Source organism: Lutimaribacter marinistellae (assembly GCF_042648365.1).
GTDB lineage: Bacteria > Pseudomonadota > Alphaproteobacteria > Rhodobacterales > Rhodobacteraceae > Lutimaribacter_A > Lutimaribacter_A marinistellae.
Map to the genome: position 1 here is coordinate 12,695 of NZ_JBHRXI010000010.1, position 18,072 is coordinate 30,766.

An 18,072-nucleotide genomic window follows, 5' to 3' on the forward strand; every position below is an offset into this window, starting at 1 on the left:
CCTCCCTCTCAGACGGGCAGACCCACGACGAAACGGGCACCCAGCGGGTCCGACGTCACATCCGCTTCGGTCGGACGGATGTTTTCCGCCCAAATGACACCGCCATGTGCCTCGACGATTTGCTTTGAAATCGCCAGGCCCAAACCGGAATTGTTTCCGAAGTGCTCTGCCGGGCGCTGTGAATAGAAGCGTTTGAAGATTTTCGACAAAGCCTCGTCGGGAATACCCGGCCCGGTATCCTCAACAACAACAAGGACCCGGTTCGAACGCCTGCGCGCCCAGACGCGTATTGCATCGCCATCTTCGCAAAACGAGATCGCGTTCGTTATGAGATTCACAAATACCTGCGCCAATCGCGCCTCGAGTCCGTGAATGACAATCGGGTCAGGCGGCAGGTCCGCAATATAATCGATGCCCTTCGACCGCGCATCTTCCCCTAGGTGCTGGTTGAGATTGTCGAGCATCTCCAAAAGGTTGAAAGGCTGCTCATCTTCCTTGACCAACTCGGCGTCGAGCCGTGAGGCATTCGAAATATCGCTTACGAGGCGGTCGAGCCGGCGTACATCATGCTCAATCACATCCAGCAGCTTGGCGCGCTGGTCATCCCTGCGCACCATCCGCAATGTGCCGACGGCGGACTGAAGGCTCGCCAAAGGATTCTTGATTTCGTGCGCGACATCTGCCGCAAACTGCTCGTTGCCGTCGATACGATTGTATAGTGCCGAAACCATTCCGCGCAGCGCGCGGCTGAGCCGGCCAATCTCATCGGGGCGTGCAGACAGGTCGGGAATTCGGATTCGTCCCGGGTTCACGCGGCGTGCATTCCGGTCCCGGCCAAGTTCGGCCGCCTCCGCAAGGTCCGCCAACGGGTTGGCAATTGTCGATGCCAGTACAAGGCTGAGCCCGATCGAGACCAACAGCGCAACGACGAACATCTGAAGCACCTGCTCACGCTCACGTCGTACGAGGGCGTCAATCTCGCCAGCCGGGCTCACCATTGCAACGACGCCGATCGGGCTTCCGTTTTGTAACACTGGCGTGGCAGCCGCGATAACGGTACCACCATCGGCGTCACGCAGTGTCTGGACCTGCGTCCCTCCAATCAGCGCTTGTGCAACGAGAGAACTCAGCTGTTCCTCGATAACGGGTTGTGGAACGTCGCTGCCGCTTTGGAACACGCGCGCCATGCCGGAACCCACAGCGCTAAGGCCATCGCTTATGATTGTCCGGTTGCTTTCTCTGGAATTGAGCGCCGCTATGGCTGGCGTCTGCTCCTCTCCCAGAATGCTGCCGACGAGCATTTCCGACGTGTCGTATACGAACACCTCGACGCCTTTGCGGAGCGAAAGCCCCTGAAGCGTCGTCGCCACATCGACACCGTCGCCTGTCGCCAGGTTCACGGGAAACCCGTCGGCCAGCTGTGCTTCGAACACATCGCCGACCAGCTGTGTCTCGCCCACGAGCGCGTTTGCGCGTTGCCTGACGAGGCTATCGCGGCTGTCGATCGAGTAGAGAATCCCCGCCACGAGAATGATAAGCGCGATCAGGTTGAACGTGATGATCTTCCGCGTGAGCGGCGACGTCCTGAGAGACAGAAGGCTTCGATGCGCGCGCTTGTTCCGAAGCTCTTGCGAAACGGTGTTTTGCGGAGCGACCCAGTCGTCGCCCAGCACAACGTCGCCGCCGCGGTCACCTTGTGTCACTGTTGTATCTCGCACGAGATCGCCCCCTGGACCCGAGCAGAATTATTCTTCGTTATACCTGTAGCCGATCCCGTACAGCGTTTCGATCGCGGAAAACTCGGGGTCGGCAGTGCGCATCTTCTTGCGCAGACGTTTGATGTGGCTGTCGATCGTTCGGTCATCGACATAGACCTGATCGTCATAGGCGACGTCCATCAGCTGGTCGCGGCTTTTTACAAAACCGGGGCGTTGCGCAAGCGCCTGAAGCAAGAGAAATTCCGTAACCGTCAGCGAAACATCGCTGCCCTTCCAGCTAACGGCGTGCCGCAAAGGGTCCATCCGCAGATGGCCCCGCTCCATTACCTTGGTCTCGGGGCCGGCACCGCCTGCATCGCCCGAGATCGCCTCTTGCCGACGAAGCAAGGCGCGGATGCGCTCAACCAGCAAACGCTGGCTGAACGGTTTCTTGACGTAGTCGTCTGCCCCCATCCGCAAACCGAGAACCTCGTCGATCTCGTCGTCCTTGGAAGTCAGGAAAATCACAGGCATCTGGGTCTTTTGCCGAAGCCGCTGCAACAAATCCATCCCATCCATGCGCGGCATCTTGATATCCAGAACAGCCATGTCCGGCAGTTTCTTGTTGAACGCATCCAACGCTGCCTGGCCATCGTTATAGGTCTCGACCTCGAAGCCCTCGGCCTCGAGCGTCATGGACACCGACGTCAGGATGTTCCTGTCGTCGTCCACCAATGCAATCTTTGACATGAAAACGCCCCTATACTGCTCGTGACTGCCTTATTTTTTCCTCTTTCATTGCTGCTTTACCGCTCCGAATCAATCCATATCTGTGATTCGGACGTTCCTTTCCGGCCATTAGAGACAAAAATACCTTACCCGCTGCTGAATCCCTGTGATCTTCCGGAGGTCTCGAAATGCTGGTTGCGCTAAACTTCGGCTTGATGGCGCTAACTGCGCCAAACCGTCCTGTTCATGGGTTCAGGCCTCGTGTTAAGACCGCGCTCACCGGTACGCGATGCCGGTCTATTGGCCCAGGATACAGCCCAGGACACGCCCCTGCCCTCGTGGTGGAACGAACGTGTCGGCACAGGAGAAGAACGCATGACATCTGGACGGGTTAACCCGCAATTCCGCCTCGAGGATCAGGGCATCGAGGGTCTGGGAAATGTCTATTACAACTTCATGGAACCGGCGCTGATCGAAGAAGCCATCAAGCGCGGCGAAGGCACGCTGGGCAATGGCGGCGCATTTCTTGTCACGACGGGCAAGTTCACCGGTCGCTCGCCCAAGGACAAGCACGTCGTCAAGACCGATGGCGTCGCAGACAGCATCTGGTGGGAAAATAACGCTGCAATGAGCCCTGAAGGGTTCGATGCACTCCACGCCGACATGCTGGAGCACATGAAGGGCCGCGATTATTTCGTGCAGGACCTTGTGGGCGGCGCCGACCCCTCCTACGCGATCAACGTGCGCATGGTGACTGAACTGGCGTGGCACAACCTCTTCATCCGTCATCTTCTGCGTCGCCCTGCACGCGAAGATCTCGACGAATTCATCGCCGATTTCACGATTATCAACTGCCCCAGCTTCCGTGCTGACCCGGCCAAGCATGATTGCCGCTCCGATACCGTGATTGCGCTGAACTTCGACAAGAAGCTCATCCTGATCGGCGGCACGGAATATGCAGGCGAGAACAAGAAATCGGTCTTTACCCTGCTCAACTACCTGCTGCCGAAAAAAGGCGTGATGCCGATGCATTGCTCGGCCAACCACGCACCCGGAAACCCCGTGGACACGGCCGTGTTCTTTGGCCTGTCGGGCACCGGCAAGACGACGCTTTCGGCCGACCCGGCGCGCGTCCTGATCGGAGATGACGAGCACGGATGGTCCGACCGTGGCACCTTCAACTTCGAAGGTGGCTGTTATGCCAAGACCATCAACCTCAATCCCGAGGCGGAACCAGAGATCTATGCGACCACGACCAAGTTCGGCACCGTGATCGAGAACATGGTTTTCGACCCCGAGACCAAGGAACTCGATTTCGACGATGACAGCCTCACGGCCAACATGCGCTGTGCCTATCCGCTGGAGTACATCTCGAACGCATCCTCGAGCGCGCTTGGCGGTCATCCCAAGAACATCATCATGCTGACCTGCGACGCCTTTGGCGTGCTCCCGCCGATTGCACGGCTCACGCCGGCGCAGGCCATGTACCATTTCCTCTCGGGCTTCACCTCCAAGGTAGCTGGCACAGAACGTGGTGTGACGGAACCGCAGCCCACGTTCTCGACATGCTTCGGCGCGCCTTTCATGCCGCGACGCCCCGAAGAATACGGCAACCTGCTGCGGGACAAGATCGCGCAGCACGGGGCGACGTGCTGGCTGGTCAACACGGGCTGGACCGGGGGCGCCTACGGCGTCGGAAGCCGGATGCCGATCAAGGCAACTCGTGCTTTGCTCACCGCCGCGTTGGATGGTTCGCTGGCCGAGGCCGAATTCCGCAAGGATGGAAATTTCGGCTTTGACGTGCCGGTATCCGTCCCGGGCGTGGCCGAGGTTCTTCTGGACCCGCGCCGCACGTGGGACGACCAGGCGGCGTTTGATCGCCAGGCCGACAAGCTGGTGCAGATGTTCGCCGACAATTTCGAGCAGTACCTGCCCTATATCGACGAAGACGTTAAAGCCGTCGCAATCGGCTGACGGATTGCGTCAAATCGCCCCGCACGAGTTTTTCGTTGTGCGGGGCGTATGCTTTTCTTATCTTCCTGCCACTAAATCCGCCCGAAACGGGCATTTCTGGGGAAAAGGGCTTGGTCAACAGGCTCACCTTGCAAGCTGAAGAAGAGGCAAAGGTGACCGCCACAATCGATGACTGTGGTCCAACAACGTGTTCAGGCAACTCAATGAAAAATGTCGCGAAGCTTACCGAACTGCGGAAACTCATGATGAGCATGGAGCGCTCGCTCGGGCTCGAAACCCTTTCACCGGTCGAGCGTGACATCTATTACGCCGCAAACGAGCTGTCCGAGGAAGGCGAGTACATCCGCACTGTCGGACTGATCGAGCATACATTGCTGGAAAGCGTTTCGCGTCCCACCTTTTTCCGCGCGCTCAAGTCGCTCGTTCAAAAGGGCTATCTTTCGCAATGCGACTCCGCCAATCGTGGCCGGTACGTCGTGAACGCGCCTCGGACCTGAACCGGGCGACATCGACAGCGCCATGCGACAGTTCCTGACGGAAATCGCTGTCACTTCGACCGCGTATGTGGTGGCATCTCTACTGGTGTTCGAACTGCTGATGCCATTGCAAACCCTTGCCGTGCCGCATTACGTTGGGACCGGTAGCCTCTTGTTCCTTCCGCATGGCGTTCGGGTTCTTGCCGCATGGCTATTGGGCTGGCGCGCAATCCCTGCACTTCTGCCCGGTGTCATCTTCGTGTTTGCTTGGCAGGCAGGTGCAGGCTTCCTGACACCTAGCCGCGGCGCAGCGATCCTGTTCGCTGTAAGCGTTGCGCCAATCACGTTCCACGTGCTGAAAGCGATCGGCTACGATCTGTTTCCATCGCCCAGCCGGATGCCATGCTGGCCTTGCATCCTCGGGGTCGGGGCGCTGACATCAGTCCTGATTTCGACCCTTACGAACACCGTTTTCGGCTCTGGCATGACCGACTACATGGCCTATTTCATAGGCGATGTAGCGGGTCTGTTCTTTCTGATGCTTGGCCTGCTCTACTTCTTCAGAATGACATACGGCCGCGCCTGAAAATCGGTCGCGCAATTTTTGAACCATGACAGCCTCGTCGGCGTATTTAAGTTGCGCTGCACGTGCAAAATGATATGACCGTCGCGACGGATGAGAGGATATGATTCAATGGCCCATGACGGACAGGATATGACGACGATGACCACCCCGGTTTTGCCGGATCTTCTGGCCCTCACCCGGTCGGCAATTGGCCCGGTAGAGTCCGTGCTTGAGGCTGCCCGCTCTTCGGTACGCGACATGGTGAGCGAAGAAGGCCGCGTATCCGGCAAGTTGATCGAGGCAAACCAGACTGCCGCGCATGGTTTGGCGTGGCTTGCCACTTACGAACAGTCCCTGAAGCAGATGCAGCGCTGGGCCGAGCAACTGACCGAAAGCGGCAAGTTCGGTGAGATGGAACAATTGATCCACCAGATCGCATTCGGCGAGTACCTCAACCAGATCGTTGGCGGCATTCCGATGAACCAGGGAGAGGTTCTGCGGCTTCAGGATCTCGGACTGACCAACAGCGCGCGTGAACCATTCGAAACCGACGCTGTGCAGAGCTTGATGGCGGGCGGAAACAGCCAAGCGGCACGAGCGCGCCTTGTAGAGCTCATGCAGGAACAGTCGGGCGCCGTCATGTACGGCACCTCCGGGCTGGACGAAGAGCTTGAGATGATCCGCGACCAGTTCCGTCGCTACGCGCTGGAAAAGGTCGAACCTCACTCCCACGACTGGCACCTCAAGGACGAGCTGATCCCGATGGATGTCATCGAGGAGCTCGCCGAGATGGGTGTATTCGGCCTGACCATCCCCGAAGAGTTCGGCGGGTTCGGCCTGTCCAAGGCATCTATGTGTGTCGTTTCCGAAGAACTGTCCCGTGGCTATATCGGCGTTGGCTCGCTGGGCACACGGTCCGAGATCGCGGCCGAACTGATCCTCGCGGGCGGCACGGACGAACAAAAAGCCCATTGGTTGCCGAAAATTGCAAGCGCCGAAATTCTGCCGACAGCCGTTTTCACCGAGCCCAACACCGGGTCCGACCTCGGCAGCCTTCGCACCCGTGCAGTCAAGGATGACAACGGCGATTATCGCATCACCGGCAACAAGACGTGGATCACGCATGCCGCGCGAACCCATGTCATGACCCTTTTGGCGCGGACCGATCCCGAAAGCACCGATCACCGCGGATTGTCGATGTTCCTGGCCGAAAAGACGCCCGGAAGCGACGAAAACCCTTTTCCGACCGAAGGCATGAGCGGGGGCGAGATCGAAGTTCTCGGTTATCGCGGCATGAAGGAGTACGAGCTCGGCTTCGACAACTTCAAGGTCAAGCAAGAGAACCTGCTGGGCGGCGAAGAAGGAAAGGGCTTCAAACAGCTGATGCAGACCTTCGAATCCGCCCGGATTCAAACAGCGGCCCGCGCCGTGGGCGTCGCACAATCGGCGCTCGACATCGCGATGCAATACGCGCAAGACCGTAAGCAGTTCGGCAAATCGCTGATCGAGTTCCCCCGCGTGTCCGGCAAACTGGCGATGATGGCGGTCGAGATCATGGTGGCGCGGCAGCTCACCTATTTCTCGGCGTGGGAAAAAGACCACGACCGTCGTTGCGATCTTGAAGCAGGGATGGCCAAGCTCCTTGGCGCTCGGGTTGCTTGGGCTGCCGCCGATAACGGCCTGCAAATCCACGGCGGCAACGGCTTCGCTCTTGAGTACAAGATCAGCCGCGTTCTGTGCGATGCGCGGATCCTCAACATCTTTGAAGGGGCGGCCGAGATTCAGGCACAGGTGATCGCTCGTCGCCTTCTGGGCTAAGTCGCCGGTGGTCCAAAAAATTTTTTCGCCCGGCGCTTGCGCCGGGCGTTTTGCCATCGTCTCAGGAAATTCTCCGGGCAAACCGATCCACGAATGTCGCACGTGCCTCGGGCAGCGGCTGGTGGGATAACGAAGGTGCCAACCGGTTTTCAAGGAAGTAACCGGTGGTCCGTAGGGCCTGAACGACTTCCAGATCATCGCCCTGCCCTTCTCCGCGCAAAACCGGTGGCAGCGGCAGCATGCGATCCGCCCACTGCCCCGCCCCCTCGCGCGACACCGCGCGTCCTGTTCGTGGCGAGACGTAGACGAGGTCGTCCTTGCGCCCGGTGACAGCACAAGAGGTGAGATCAAGGCCGAAACCCAACTCTTCCAACACCGCCACTTCCCACCTCAGGTAAGCCAAAGGCCAGATCTCGTCTTGCCCCAGAAGGTCCAGCAACTGCTCGCTGCGCCTGTAAAGAGCAGGGTACGGGGCACGTTCCGGCAAACAGAAACACAATAGCGCCGTGACCGCGTTGAGCCCGGATAGGGCAAGACGGCTCGACAGCCCAGCCGCCGATCTGCTGCGCACTGGCTCAACGACGAAGGCGCCAATATGCTCCTCCAATCGTGCCCGCCATTGCAGGTCAAGCTGTGCACCGGGTTGCAGCACTGGCGCGATACGGCGGCTCGCACCCCCGCGGACAACGCCCGCATAACGCCCCTGCCCCTCGGTAAAGGTTTCGATGATGGTCGAGGTTTCACCATGCTTCCGGACCGAAAGCAGAATGCCCTCTTCGCGCCAATCCAACATGACTTGTGCTACTCCGCCTCCGTTCGGCTGGCAAGCAAGCCACGCGTTCGCACCGAGAAGAGGCGCAAAGAGGGTAAGGCAAAGTGCTAATCCAGCCCTTCCTCCCCCAGCAGGTGACGACCGGCCCTGTCCTCCACCTCGATCACCCAGAGATCAGGGTCGAACTGCTTTTGACGGTCGATCGCTTCGTCGACACCGGTTTCCTCGCCCGAAGCCAGCTCCACCCACGCGCGATTGCCGGTCATCAGGTCGAAACTGCGCTGAAACGCGGTCGCTTCGCCGTTCAGCCTGTTCAGCTTGACCAGCACCGCTCCAGCCGTGTCATCACCATGCGCCACGACAAAGGCGGGGATCTCCATCATCCGCAACCGCGCAAGGTAAGCGTGAACCCAGAATTCCGATGTCAGCCGCGTCATGGCAGCGCCTCGCCTCAGCTACCGCCCGCGTCAGTTTCCATCACGGAAGTCGAGGCCCATTTCCGAGTACCGCTCGGCCTCTTCCAGCCAGTTGGGGCGTACCTTGACCTGAAGAAAGAGGTGGACCTTGCGATCCAGAAACTCCTCCAACTCTGCCCGCGCCGCCTGGCTGATCGCCTTGATGGTCTCGCCCCCTTTGCCAAGTATGATGCCCTTATGGCCATCACGCGCGACATAGATCATCTGGTCAATCCGGGCAGAGCCGTCCTTGCGCTCCTGCCAACTCTCGGTCTCGACCGTCAGCTGGTACGGCAGTTCCTGATGTAGTCGTAGCGTCAGTTTCTCGCGGGTGATTTCGGCCGCAATCATGCGCATGGGCAGATCAGCGATTTGATCCTCGGGGTAAAGCCACGGACCCTCGGGCAGGTTTTCACCCAGCCACGCCCGCAGGTCCTCGGTCCCATAGCCCCGTTCTGCCGAGATCATGAAGGTTCGCTCAAAGTTGAAACGCGCATTCAACTCCTCCGACAAGCCCAGCAGGACAGGAGCCTCGACCCGGTCGATCTTGTTGATCGCCAAGGCCACCCTGCGTCCTTTGCCGATATCGGTCAAACCATCGAGGATACGCTCGACACCTTCGGTGATGCCGCGATGGGCCTCGACCAGGAGGACGATGATATCCGCATCCGCGGCCCCGCCCCAGGCGGCCGCGATCATTGCGCGGTCAAGCCTCCGGCGCGGCTGGAAAAGGCCCGGTGTGTCCACGAAAACGATCTGAGCGTCGCCGGCCATCGCAACTCCGCGAATGCGCGCGCGGGTCGTCTGCACCTTGTGGGTCACGATCGACACCTTGGCGCCGACCATGCGGTTGAGCAGCGTGGATTTGCCCGCATTGGGCTCTCCGATCAGGGCAACAAATCCGGCACGTGTGGTCATCTTGGGTTCCATCTGTCTCGTTCGTTAGCCCTAGCGCCCCGCCGGAGCAGTTTTTGCAGGACGCCGTGCAAGATAGTCCTTTTTGACACGCATCACCAGCAATGGACCGCCGTAGATGAGCACCGCAATCGCCGTCTTGAGGGCAGCGACCATGACCTCCCTCTTCGAGGTATCGGGCCGTACTTCGTCGATATAGTCGATCTTGTAGGCATGCCCCGGTGAAGCGAAACGCGAAATCATCGCCATGGCATCGCCATTGTTGACGGCGACCATTTGCTGGACATCCGCACAAGGCTTGGGCTTGGCCGTTTTGCCCTTGGTGAAAACCTCCAACAGGCATTTGGACGCAAATCTGCCACTCAATGGCGTCACGCCATTCAAGAAACGGATAACTTCGATTTCCCCGCGGGACAACCCCCGGTTGACGATCCGTTTTGCGTCAATCTCAGGAAAGCTTTCCTTGTCCGCACCAAGCCACTGGCATGTATGGCCTACGAGGTCAGCCTTGGCGACGTCGTAGTTCAGCAGGCAAAGCGAATAGTCCGGGTGTCGGTTCAGGGCTTCGATGACGAACCATGCCATTTCCGGGTAACGGTAATTCATGGCGAATTCATCGAGACTTACCGAAACACCGTTGTACTGAAGGCTTTGATTATAAATGGAAACCATGTGCCCGATCGGGTTTCGGACAAATAGCAGCACCTTGATTTCGGTAAAGCCATGCGCACGCGCGATCTCTGCCCACTCGGCGGTCTTCCCCTTAGGGTTCTTGACCAGTTGCACGAAGAAACCTTCGAAGCTGACGAGCGCGTCCTTGTCGCCGGGAACCTCGCGCAAAAGCTCATCCAGATCCCGCCAAGCGCCATTGCCGGAGGTTACCTTGAAATTCTGGGCTCGTTTGAGCACGGCAGTGTCACACGGATAGGCAATTCCCAAGTCGTTCAGCTTCTCAATCGCCAGAGCAAAGAAGACCTGAAGGAAACTCGAGCCCGTCTTGTCGTGACCGATGTGAAGCCAGAGAATGCGTTTCTCGGGTCGATCATTCACGACAACGACCCGAGCAGTTTGCGGGCGGCATCCTGTTCCGCCTGCCGTTTGTTGCCCGCCGTTGCATCGGCTGTCTCGCCCGAGGCAAGACGAACCTGGATCGTGAACACGGGGGCGTGATCCGGTCCGCTGCGCGACAGCTCGACATAGCTGGGGGGCTTTTGGCCGCGTGCCTGTGCCCATTCCTGCAAGGCGGTTTTAGGGTCGCGCGCGTCATCCTCGACCTTGTGGATCCGGTCGCCCCAAAGCCTGAGGATCATGGCCTGCGCCTCCTCGAACCCAGTATCGCGATAGACGGCGGCGATCACCGCCTCCATTGCATCGCCCAACAGCGCCTGTTTGCGTCGGCCACCCGACATCATCTCGGATCGGCCGAGGCGCAGCACCGCGCCCAGATCGACCTCTCGCGCAACGTCGGCACATGTTTCTTTTCGTACCAATGCATTGAAACGCGGGGCGAGTTGCCCTTCGGTGGCGGTTTTGTCCTTTTCCAGCAACGCGGTGGCCATGACAAGGCCAAGCACCCTGTCGCCCAGAAACTCGAGCCGCTGGTTGTCCGGCCTCGTTGCGGACGAGACCGACCCATGGGTCAGCGCCCGGATCAACAGTTCAGGATGCCGAAACTTGTATCCGATGCGCTGTTCAAAGGCTTTATGATCGGCGGACAGCTTCACTCGATCTTCTCAAAGAAACGATCCCCGCGCCACGTCCAGAAGAACAGCATCGAACGCCCCGCCGACGAGAACATGACCCGGTCCGCCCGACCGATCAGGTTTTCGAAGGGAACGAAACCAACACCGCCCGCAGCCTGCGGCAGGCGAGAGTCGCTGGAATTGTCGCGGTTGTCACCCATGAAGAAATAGTGCCCCTCGGGAACCGTGTAGACGCCGGTATGGTCTGACGCCTGGTTACCGATGTTCAGGATGGAATGGGACACTCCGCCCGGAAGGGTCTCGATCGTACGCGATTTCAGGCAGACGCCGCCGGCCCCCACCGGGCCATTCTCACAGCGTGGACGCAGGCGTTGCGGTCCCTGCGGCTCTGCAACCTCTTCGAACATGCCGTCATCGGCCAGTGCAACCGCTTCGCCGTTGATGTTGAGCACCCCATCCTTGACCTGGACCCGATCGCCCGGCATCCCGACGACGCGCTTGATGAAATCGCGCCCCGACACCGGGTGGCGGAACACCACGACATCCCCCCGGTCAGGTTCTTTGCCGAACAGCCGGCCATTGTCGCCTTTGAATACACCGCAGATATCCTCGGCATCGACGTTGATGCCAATAGCCGGCATGATCAGGCTGGGGCAAGACGCGTAGGAATAGCCGTACGCCATCTTGTTGACGAAGAGAAAATCCCCGATCAACAAGGTGGGTTTCATGGAACCCGACGGAATCCAGAACGGCTGAAAGAACAGAGTTCTGAACACACCTGCAATCAGCAGCGCGTAGACGATGGTCTTGACCGTTTCCCAGATCGGGTGCGCGGTCTTGGCTTTCTCGGCCATTCTGCTCTCCAGTTGGTTCCTGCGCATCGCCGTGATGCGGAGGCTACATGCGGGGCGGGCGGGAGTAAGTCAAGCCGCCCCCGCCGTCATTGGCAGGATCAAGCGGCCGCGCCTCGATCACGACAAAGGCCTGCGCCCACGGGTGATCGTCGGTCAGCGTGACATGAATGATCGCCTCGTGGTTCTCGGGCGTCATTTCACGCAGGCGTTCAGCCGCCCATCCGGTGACATGCATTACCGGCTGTCCGCTTCTGAGGTTCGACACGGACATGTCGCGCCACGCAATCCCCATGCGCAGTCCGGTCCCAAGCGCCTTGGAACACGCTTCCTTTGCGGCCCAACGCTTGGCATAGGTGCCGGCGGTGTCAGCACGCCGCTCGGCCTTGCGCTGTTCTGTTTCCGTGAAAACACGATTGCGAAACCGATCCCCGAAACGGTCCAGCGTCCCTTGGATTCGGTCGATGTTCGCCAAGTCGGTGCCGATGCCGAGGATCATTTCGGGTGCTTTCGAGCTTGTTTGTTGCAGCCGTCGCGTTGGACCAGATCGACTTTCCCTGTCACGCCCGCGCGTCATCCATCAGGCGCCGCATTTCCTGAATGGCTGGCGTCAGGCCGCGAAAAATGGACTCACCGATCAGGAAATGCCCGATGTTCAGTTCCCGCACCTCGGGAACCGCCGCGACTGGCTGCACGGTCTCGTATGTCAGCCCGTGACCCGCATGCACCTCGAGCCCGAGTGAATGAGCAAAGGCCGACATCTCTCGCAAGCTTTCAAGCTCGCGGTCACGTTCCTCGAAATTGCCTTCGGCATGCGCATCGCAATAGGCACCGGTATGCAGTTCGATCACTTCGGCACCGATCCGGTGTGCCGCCTCGATCTGCTTCGGGTCGGCGGCAATAAAGATGGACACGCGGCATCCGACATCGCGCAGGGGGGCGATGAAATGGGCCAGCCGGTTCTCTTCGCGGGCGACTTCCAACCCACCCTCGGTGGTGCGTTCCTCGCGTTTCTCGGGCACGATACAGACAGCGTGCGGCCTGTGGCGCAGGGCAATTTTCTGCATCTCATCCGTGGCTGCCATCTCGAAATTCAACGGCACGGTAAGCGCATCCATCAACCCCTCGATATCGGGGTCGGTTATGTGGCGGCGATCCTCGCGCAAATGGGCGGTGATACCGTCAGCGCCAGCTTCCTCGGCCAGTTTCGCCGCCCGGATCGGGTCGGGATAGGCCCCGCCCCGCGCATTCCGGACGGTCGCGACATGGTCGATGTTTACGCCGAGGCGAAGGTGAGTATCAGGCATCTCGAGCCTCCTTGTGTCCTTGTCGGGGTGACCCTACAGGGAAGTTTCCGGAAACGGCAGTGTCGGCTTCGGCCAATCGCTTGATCGCTTCGAACTTTGCCCGGATCTTTTCGCGGCGCCGGTTCTGGTACGCGGCAATCAGCGGAACACTCAGCCAATACATGATCGTCGCTGCAATCACACCGGGGATAAGGCCGCCGATAAGATAGGGAAAGAACACCTCGTTGTAGAAGACTGCCAAACCGTGCCAGTCCGCAACGTCCTTGTTGAACGCCGCCTTGAAATTGTGCCAGAGGTCGCCCGCTGCGCTTTCGAACTTGCGGCCGATCGAGGCATCAGCGTGCTCGAATTCGGTTCCCAGCAAGTAGTGACCCAGCCGCATCGACACGGCAGCGATCGGCACGAAAGTCAGCGGGTTGCCGAAAAACGTCGCCATGAGGGCCGCAATGATGTTTCCGCGCATGACCCAAGCAACAAGCGCGGCGACAAAGAAATGCATTCCGAACAGCGGGGTAAAGCTGGTGAAGACCCCCGCCCAGACTCCGCGGGCGATACGGCGGGGCGTATCGGGCAGACGCCGGACGCGGTGTTTGACGTACAAAAACGCGCGCGTCCAGCCGCCGCGGGGATACACGAAATCCGAGGCGATCCGGGCAGGGCTCCTGCGATCCCGTCGCTTGAATACCACCTCACTTCGTCCTTTCCGACACCCCTACCCGGCCGGAGCCCGCGCCGCGGCCTTGTCACGAAACCTTTCGACCGCGGCAACGTCGCTTTCCGCCTCGAGCATCAGCATCAGCGAATGCAACTGCTCCACGTCGCGCAGTTCGACGCAGATCAGCAGACGATAGAAATCCGGCTTGCGGTCCAAGAACTCCAGGTTCGAGATATTGGCCTTCTTCTCGCCGATCAATGTGCAAATGCGTCCCAGTACGCCGGCATCGTTACCAATGGTCAGCTCAAGTGTCGTTCCGTAGACTGCCGGGTGCGTGCCCGAGTGCCAGTGAAGATCGATCCAGCGTTCCGGCTGGTTCTCGAACTCGGTCAAACGGTCGCAATCGATGGTATGGACGACGACGCCCTTGCCGCGCGACGTGATGCCGACGATACGCTCGCCGGGAAGCGGCTCGCAACAGGGTGCGCGTTCGTATCCCTGCCCGGGCTCAAGGCCGATCACCGCGCGCCGTTGTGGAACGGTATCGCTATCGTCGCGCGCAAGCTCGGGGTACACGGCTTCGACGAGGTCATGGGCGGTCAACTCCGCCGAACCGAGACGGGCAAGCAATTCGTCACGGCTTTTCAATCGCAGATGCCGTGCGGCAGTTTCCAGAACCTTGTCGGTCGCCTTGCGCCCGACATGTTCGAAGCCAGATCGCGCCAATTCCTGGCCGAGTTTGATGAACCGTTCGCGATCCACCTCGCGCAAGGCACGCCGGATCGCGGTCTTGGCCTTGCCCGTGACCGCGATTTCAAGCCATGTCACCTGCGGTGTCTGCCCCTCGGCCGTGATGATCTCGACCGATTGCCCGTTCTTGAGGCGCGTCCAGAGCGGCACCCGGATGCCGTCGACCTTGGCCCCAACGCAGGCGTGACCGATCCGGGTGTGAATCGCATATGCATAGTCGATAGGCGTCGCACCGCGCGGCAGCTTGACCACGTCACCCTTGGGCGTGAAACAGAAAACCTGGTCGGAATACATCTCGAGTTTCACCGCCTCGAGAAAATCCTCGTGATCCTCCTCGCTGTCGAATTGCTCGGTCAGGTTCGCGATCCATTTGGCTGGATCCACGGCAAAGGGGTTCTCTGACCGAACCCCATCGCGATAGGACCAGTGAGCCGCGACGCCGGTTTCGGCTACGTCATGCATCTGCCGCGTACGAATCTGAACCTCGACCCGCTTGCCGTCGCGGCCTGAAACCGTCGTATGGATCGAGCGGTACCCGTTCGACTTGGGCTGGCTGATATAGTCCTTGAACCGTCCTGGCACGGCACGCCAGCGTTGATGAATGGCACCAAGGACGCGATAGCAATCATTCTCGCTGTCGGTGATAACGCGAAACCCGTAGATGTCGGACAGGCGGGAAAAGCCCTGATCCTTTTCCTGCATCTTGCGCCAGATCGAGTACGGCTTCTTGGCGCGGCCAAAAACCTCTGCCTCGATACCTGCCTTGTCGAGTTCGTGGCGCATGTCACCGGTGATGCGATGGATGACGTCACCGGTTTCGCGTTGCAGCGTGATGAAACGACGGATGATCGATTGCCGACCTTCGGGATTGAGCACGCGAAAGGCAAGATCTTCCAACTCTTCGCGCATCCATTGCATCCCCATGCGGCCCGCAAGCGGCGCATAGATGTCCATCGTCTCGCGCGCCTTCTGCACCTGCTTTTCCGGCTTCATCGCCTTGATCGTGCGCATGTTATGCAGACGGTCGGCAAGCTTGACCAGGATCACCCGCAGGTCCTTGGACATCGCCATGAAGAGCTTGCGAAAGTTCTCGGCCTGCTTGGTTTCGCGGCTGGAAAGCTGAAGATTGGTCAGCTTGGTTACACCATCGACCAGCATCGCGACTTCGCTGCCGAACAACTCGGTCACCTGGCCATAGCTGGCCTTGGTGTCCTCGATAGTGTCGTGAAGAAGGGCCGTGATAATGGTTGCATCGTCAAGCTGCTGCTCCGTCAGGATCGCAGCAACAGCTACGGGATGTGTGAAATAGGGCTCGCCCGAGTGGCGGGTCTGCCCTTCATGCATGCGTTCACCGAACGCATAGGCTTGTGCAATGCGCTCGGCGTTGGCTTTCGGATTGTAATTGCGGACCAGCGCGATCAGGTCGTCGGCAGAAATCATCCGGTCCGCATCTCCAAACCCGGCAGGCTCACCCCTGCCCTTGCGCCTCCATCAGCGCGCGCAGCAGCTTTTCTTCCGACATGTCGTCCTCTGCCGGCTTGTCGGATTCCGCGCCCATCAGCAGGGCCATCTGATCCTCTTCAGGCTCGTCAACCTCGATCTGAGTCTGGTTCGACTCGATCAGACGCTCGCGCAGTTCGTCGGCGCTCTGTGTTTCTTCGGCGATCTCACGAAGGGAAACGACCGGGTTCTTGTCGTTATCGCGATCCACGGTGATCGCGGCACCTGCCGAGATCTCGCGCGCACGATGCGCTGCCAGCATAACCAGCTCAAAGCGGTTGGGAACCTTGTCTACGCAATCTTCGACCGTCACGCGGGCCATGAGGGTACTCCAATACAAATCCGTGGTCAGAAGGGGCTTATCTAAGCGCGAATCCCCCAATTGACAAGCGCGAATCCTGTCCCCGCGCGCCTAGATCGGGCGCACGGCATCCCGGTCCGCTTGCGGCAAGTCCATGCACATCTGCGCGACGCTGCGCTGCAGAGCCGGATGGATCCAATCGCGCGCGATATCCGCCAGCGGAACGAGCACGAACGCCCGGTCCTGCACGCGCGGGTGTGGCAGGATCAGCGCGTCGGGCGCCTGCCGTACCTGGCTTTCCGGCGGCAGATCATGCCATCTGGCCCAGGTATCCCGATCCGGCAGCACTTCGTCGCCATAGCCGATCAGGTCCAGATCCAGCGTTCGCATTCCCCAGCGCTGCTCGCGTGCCCGACCGAACCGGGCCTCGACCTCATGCAACAAGGCCAGAACGCCACGCGGATCCCGCGTCGTTTCCAAGACGGCAGCGGCATTGACGTAATCCGGCCCGGCGCCCTCCGGAAAGCAGGGCGTTTCAAAAAACCTGCTCGTTGCACGAATCATTTCCCCGTGTCGTGAGAGTTCCTGCAACGCTTCCGTAAGGGTCGATTGCGGGTCTTTCCCGTCAAATGGCAGGTTTGACCCTAGGGCAATCAGGCAAACTGACCGGAATCCGGTCATTCAATACGCTTGGTTCGGCTTGTGATACTCTTGCGGTACATGACATTTCTCCTAAATTGGGGGCACCTGATCGCCGTACTCATTTTTCATCATCACTCACGTAACACACGGCGAACAGGTTACACCGGAAGGAACAGTTTATGTTTTACAAAGACGAACGGCTAGCGCTGTTCATCGATGGGTCGAATCTTTATGCGGCTGCCAAGGCATTGGGCTTTGACATCGACTATAAGCTCTTGCGCCAGGAGTTCATGCGCCGCGGAAAGCTGCTTCGAGCCTTCTATTACACCGCGCTTCTGGAGAACGATGAGTATTCGCCGATCCGTCCTTTGGTCGACTGGCTGCACTATAACGGTTTCACCATGGTGACCAAGCCGGCCAAGGAGTACACGGACAGCATGGGCCGGCGTAAGGTCAAGGGGAACATGGATATCGAGCTGACCGTCGATGCCATGGAACTTGCGCCGCGAGTCGATCACATCGTGCTGTTTTCGGGCGATGGGGATTTCCGCCCGTTGGTGGCGAGCCTGCAGCGGCAAGGTGTTCGCGTTTCGGTCGTGTCGACCATCCGCAGCCAACCGCCGATGATCTCGGATGACCTGCGCCGCCAGGCGGACAACTTCATCGAACTCGAGGAACTGCGCGAAGTGATCGGGCGCCCGCCGCGCGACGTTCCCGCCGAACCGAGAACTGTCGCTGCAACCGGCGCCAAGTAAGACCCGCGTAAGCGTACCAGATGGGGTGGTACGCTGTGCGAAATAGCTATGCACAAATGAAATTCGGCCGGCCGCCCCTCAATTGGGTCGACCGGCCGACTTTAAGTACATTCTGACTATTACCAGCTATCGAAAGCCAACACTGAACCAATCACGCGGTCCGGATAGCAACCCGGCATGTCAGATTCGTGACAGGCTGGACGCGGC

General features: G+C 59.6%; 19 protein-coding genes. 5 read left to right on the forward strand and 14 right to left on the reverse strand.

Annotated elements, in window-relative coordinates:
- Positions 1-8: 8 nt before the first annotated feature.
- Together ACFORG_RS08825 and ACFORG_RS08830 are read right to left on the reverse strand one after the other, a co-directional pair.
- Entirely contained in the window at positions 9-1,718 is a 1,710-nt protein-coding gene (locus tag ACFORG_RS08825; RefSeq protein ID WP_386735053.1) for a sensor histidine kinase, read from the reverse strand.
- Between the two features lie 27 nt (positions 1,719-1,745).
- Positions 1,746-2,447, reverse strand: a complete 702-nt coding sequence (locus tag ACFORG_RS08830) for a response regulator transcription factor (RefSeq protein ID WP_386735054.1) — start codon at positions 2,445-2,447, stop codon at positions 1,746-1,748.
- Between the two features lie 354 nt (positions 2,448-2,801).
- Between ACFORG_RS08830 and ACFORG_RS08835 the strand changes: the two genes are divergently transcribed.
- The 4 genes from ACFORG_RS08835 (at position 2,802) to ACFORG_RS08850 (ending at position 7,259) form a co-directional block, all read left to right on the forward strand.
- Complete coding sequence (locus ACFORG_RS08835; RefSeq protein WP_386735055.1) at positions 2,802-4,400, forward strand: phosphoenolpyruvate carboxykinase; 1,599 nt, start codon at positions 2,802-2,804, stop codon at positions 4,398-4,400.
- Positions 4,401-4,603: 203 nt separating this feature from the next.
- The gene (locus ACFORG_RS08840) at positions 4,604-4,897 is read left to right on the forward strand and encodes a hypothetical protein (RefSeq protein ID WP_386735056.1); all 294 of its coding nucleotides are present in this window, start codon (positions 4,604-4,606) and stop codon (positions 4,895-4,897) included.
- Positions 4,898-4,919: 22 nt separating this feature from the next.
- Positions 4,920-5,462: a hypothetical protein gene (locus tag ACFORG_RS08845; protein ID WP_386735057.1), complete on the forward strand. Its 543-nt coding sequence runs from the start codon at positions 4,920-4,922 to the stop codon at positions 5,460-5,462.
- A 108-nt stretch (positions 5,463-5,570) separates the two neighbouring features.
- Complete coding sequence (locus tag ACFORG_RS08850) at positions 5,571-7,259, forward strand: acyl-CoA dehydrogenase family protein (RefSeq protein ID WP_386735058.1); 1,689 nt, start codon at positions 5,571-5,573, stop codon at positions 7,257-7,259.
- A gap of 61 nt (positions 7,260-7,320) precedes the next feature.
- Here ACFORG_RS08850 and recO read toward each other — a convergent pair whose 3' ends face one another.
- From recO to folK, 12 genes are all read right to left on the reverse strand, one after another.
- Positions 7,321-8,049 (reverse strand): DNA repair protein RecO, encoded by a 729-nt coding sequence (gene recO / locus ACFORG_RS08855; RefSeq protein ID WP_386735801.1) that lies wholly within the window; start codon positions 8,047-8,049, stop codon positions 7,321-7,323.
- Between the two features lie 89 nt (positions 8,050-8,138).
- Entirely contained in the window at positions 8,139-8,468 is a 330-nt protein-coding gene (locus ACFORG_RS08860; protein ID WP_386735059.1) for a DUF1491 family protein, read from the reverse strand.
- A 30-nt stretch (positions 8,469-8,498) separates the two neighbouring features.
- Positions 8,499-9,404, reverse strand: coding sequence for a GTPase Era (gene era / locus ACFORG_RS08865; protein ID WP_386735060.1), 906 nt, complete (start codon positions 9,402-9,404; stop codon positions 8,499-8,501).
- Positions 9,405-9,434: 30 nt separating this feature from the next.
- Positions 9,435-10,241 carry a hypothetical protein gene (locus ACFORG_RS08870; protein WP_386735061.1) on the reverse strand — a complete coding sequence of 269 codons (807 nt, stop codon included), beginning with the start codon at positions 10,239-10,241 and terminating at the stop codon, positions 9,435-9,437.
- Positions 10,242-10,447: 206 nt separating this feature from the next.
- Positions 10,448-11,125 (reverse strand): ribonuclease III, encoded by a 678-nt coding sequence (rnc, locus tag ACFORG_RS08875; protein ID WP_386735062.1) that lies wholly within the window; start codon positions 11,123-11,125, stop codon positions 10,448-10,450.
- Positions 11,122-11,958 carry a signal peptidase I gene (gene lepB / locus ACFORG_RS08880; protein WP_386735063.1) on the reverse strand — a complete coding sequence of 279 codons (837 nt, stop codon included), beginning with the start codon at positions 11,956-11,958 and terminating at the stop codon, positions 11,122-11,124. The genes rnc and lepB overlap by 4 nt, the downstream gene beginning before the upstream one ends.
- Positions 11,959-12,001: 43 nt before the next feature.
- Positions 12,002-12,454, reverse strand: coding sequence for a holo-ACP synthase (gene acpS / locus ACFORG_RS08885; protein WP_386735064.1), 453 nt, complete (start codon positions 12,452-12,454; stop codon positions 12,002-12,004).
- A gap of 61 nt (positions 12,455-12,515) precedes the next feature.
- On the reverse strand, positions 12,516-13,262 hold the full coding sequence (locus tag ACFORG_RS08890; protein WP_386735065.1) for a pyridoxine 5'-phosphate synthase: 747 nt from the start codon (positions 13,260-13,262) through the stop codon (positions 12,516-12,518).
- Complete coding sequence (locus tag ACFORG_RS08895; RefSeq protein WP_386735066.1) at positions 13,255-13,950, reverse strand: DUF2062 domain-containing protein; 696 nt, start codon at positions 13,948-13,950, stop codon at positions 13,255-13,257. The genes ACFORG_RS08890 and ACFORG_RS08895 overlap by 8 nt, the downstream gene beginning before the upstream one ends.
- 24 nt (positions 13,951-13,974) lie before the next feature.
- The gene (locus ACFORG_RS08900) at positions 13,975-16,107 is read right to left on the reverse strand and encodes a RelA/SpoT family protein (RefSeq protein WP_386735067.1); all 2,133 of its coding nucleotides are present in this window, start codon (positions 16,105-16,107) and stop codon (positions 13,975-13,977) included.
- Positions 16,108-16,135: 28 nt separating this feature from the next.
- Complete coding sequence (gene rpoZ / locus ACFORG_RS08905; protein ID WP_386735068.1) at positions 16,136-16,489, reverse strand: DNA-directed RNA polymerase subunit omega; 354 nt, start codon at positions 16,487-16,489, stop codon at positions 16,136-16,138.
- 90 nt (positions 16,490-16,579) lie between these two features.
- Positions 16,580-17,149, reverse strand: coding sequence for a 2-amino-4-hydroxy-6-hydroxymethyldihydropteridine diphosphokinase (gene folK, locus ACFORG_RS08910; protein ID WP_386735069.1), 570 nt, complete (start codon positions 17,147-17,149; stop codon positions 16,580-16,582).
- Positions 17,150-17,289: 140 nt separating this feature from the next.
- Here folK and ACFORG_RS08915 point away from each other — a divergent pair, with 140 nt between their 5' ends.
- Entirely contained in the window at positions 17,290-17,865 is a 576-nt protein-coding gene (locus tag ACFORG_RS08915; protein ID WP_386735070.1) for a LabA-like NYN domain-containing protein, read from the forward strand.
- Positions 17,866-18,072 lie beyond the last annotated feature (207 nt).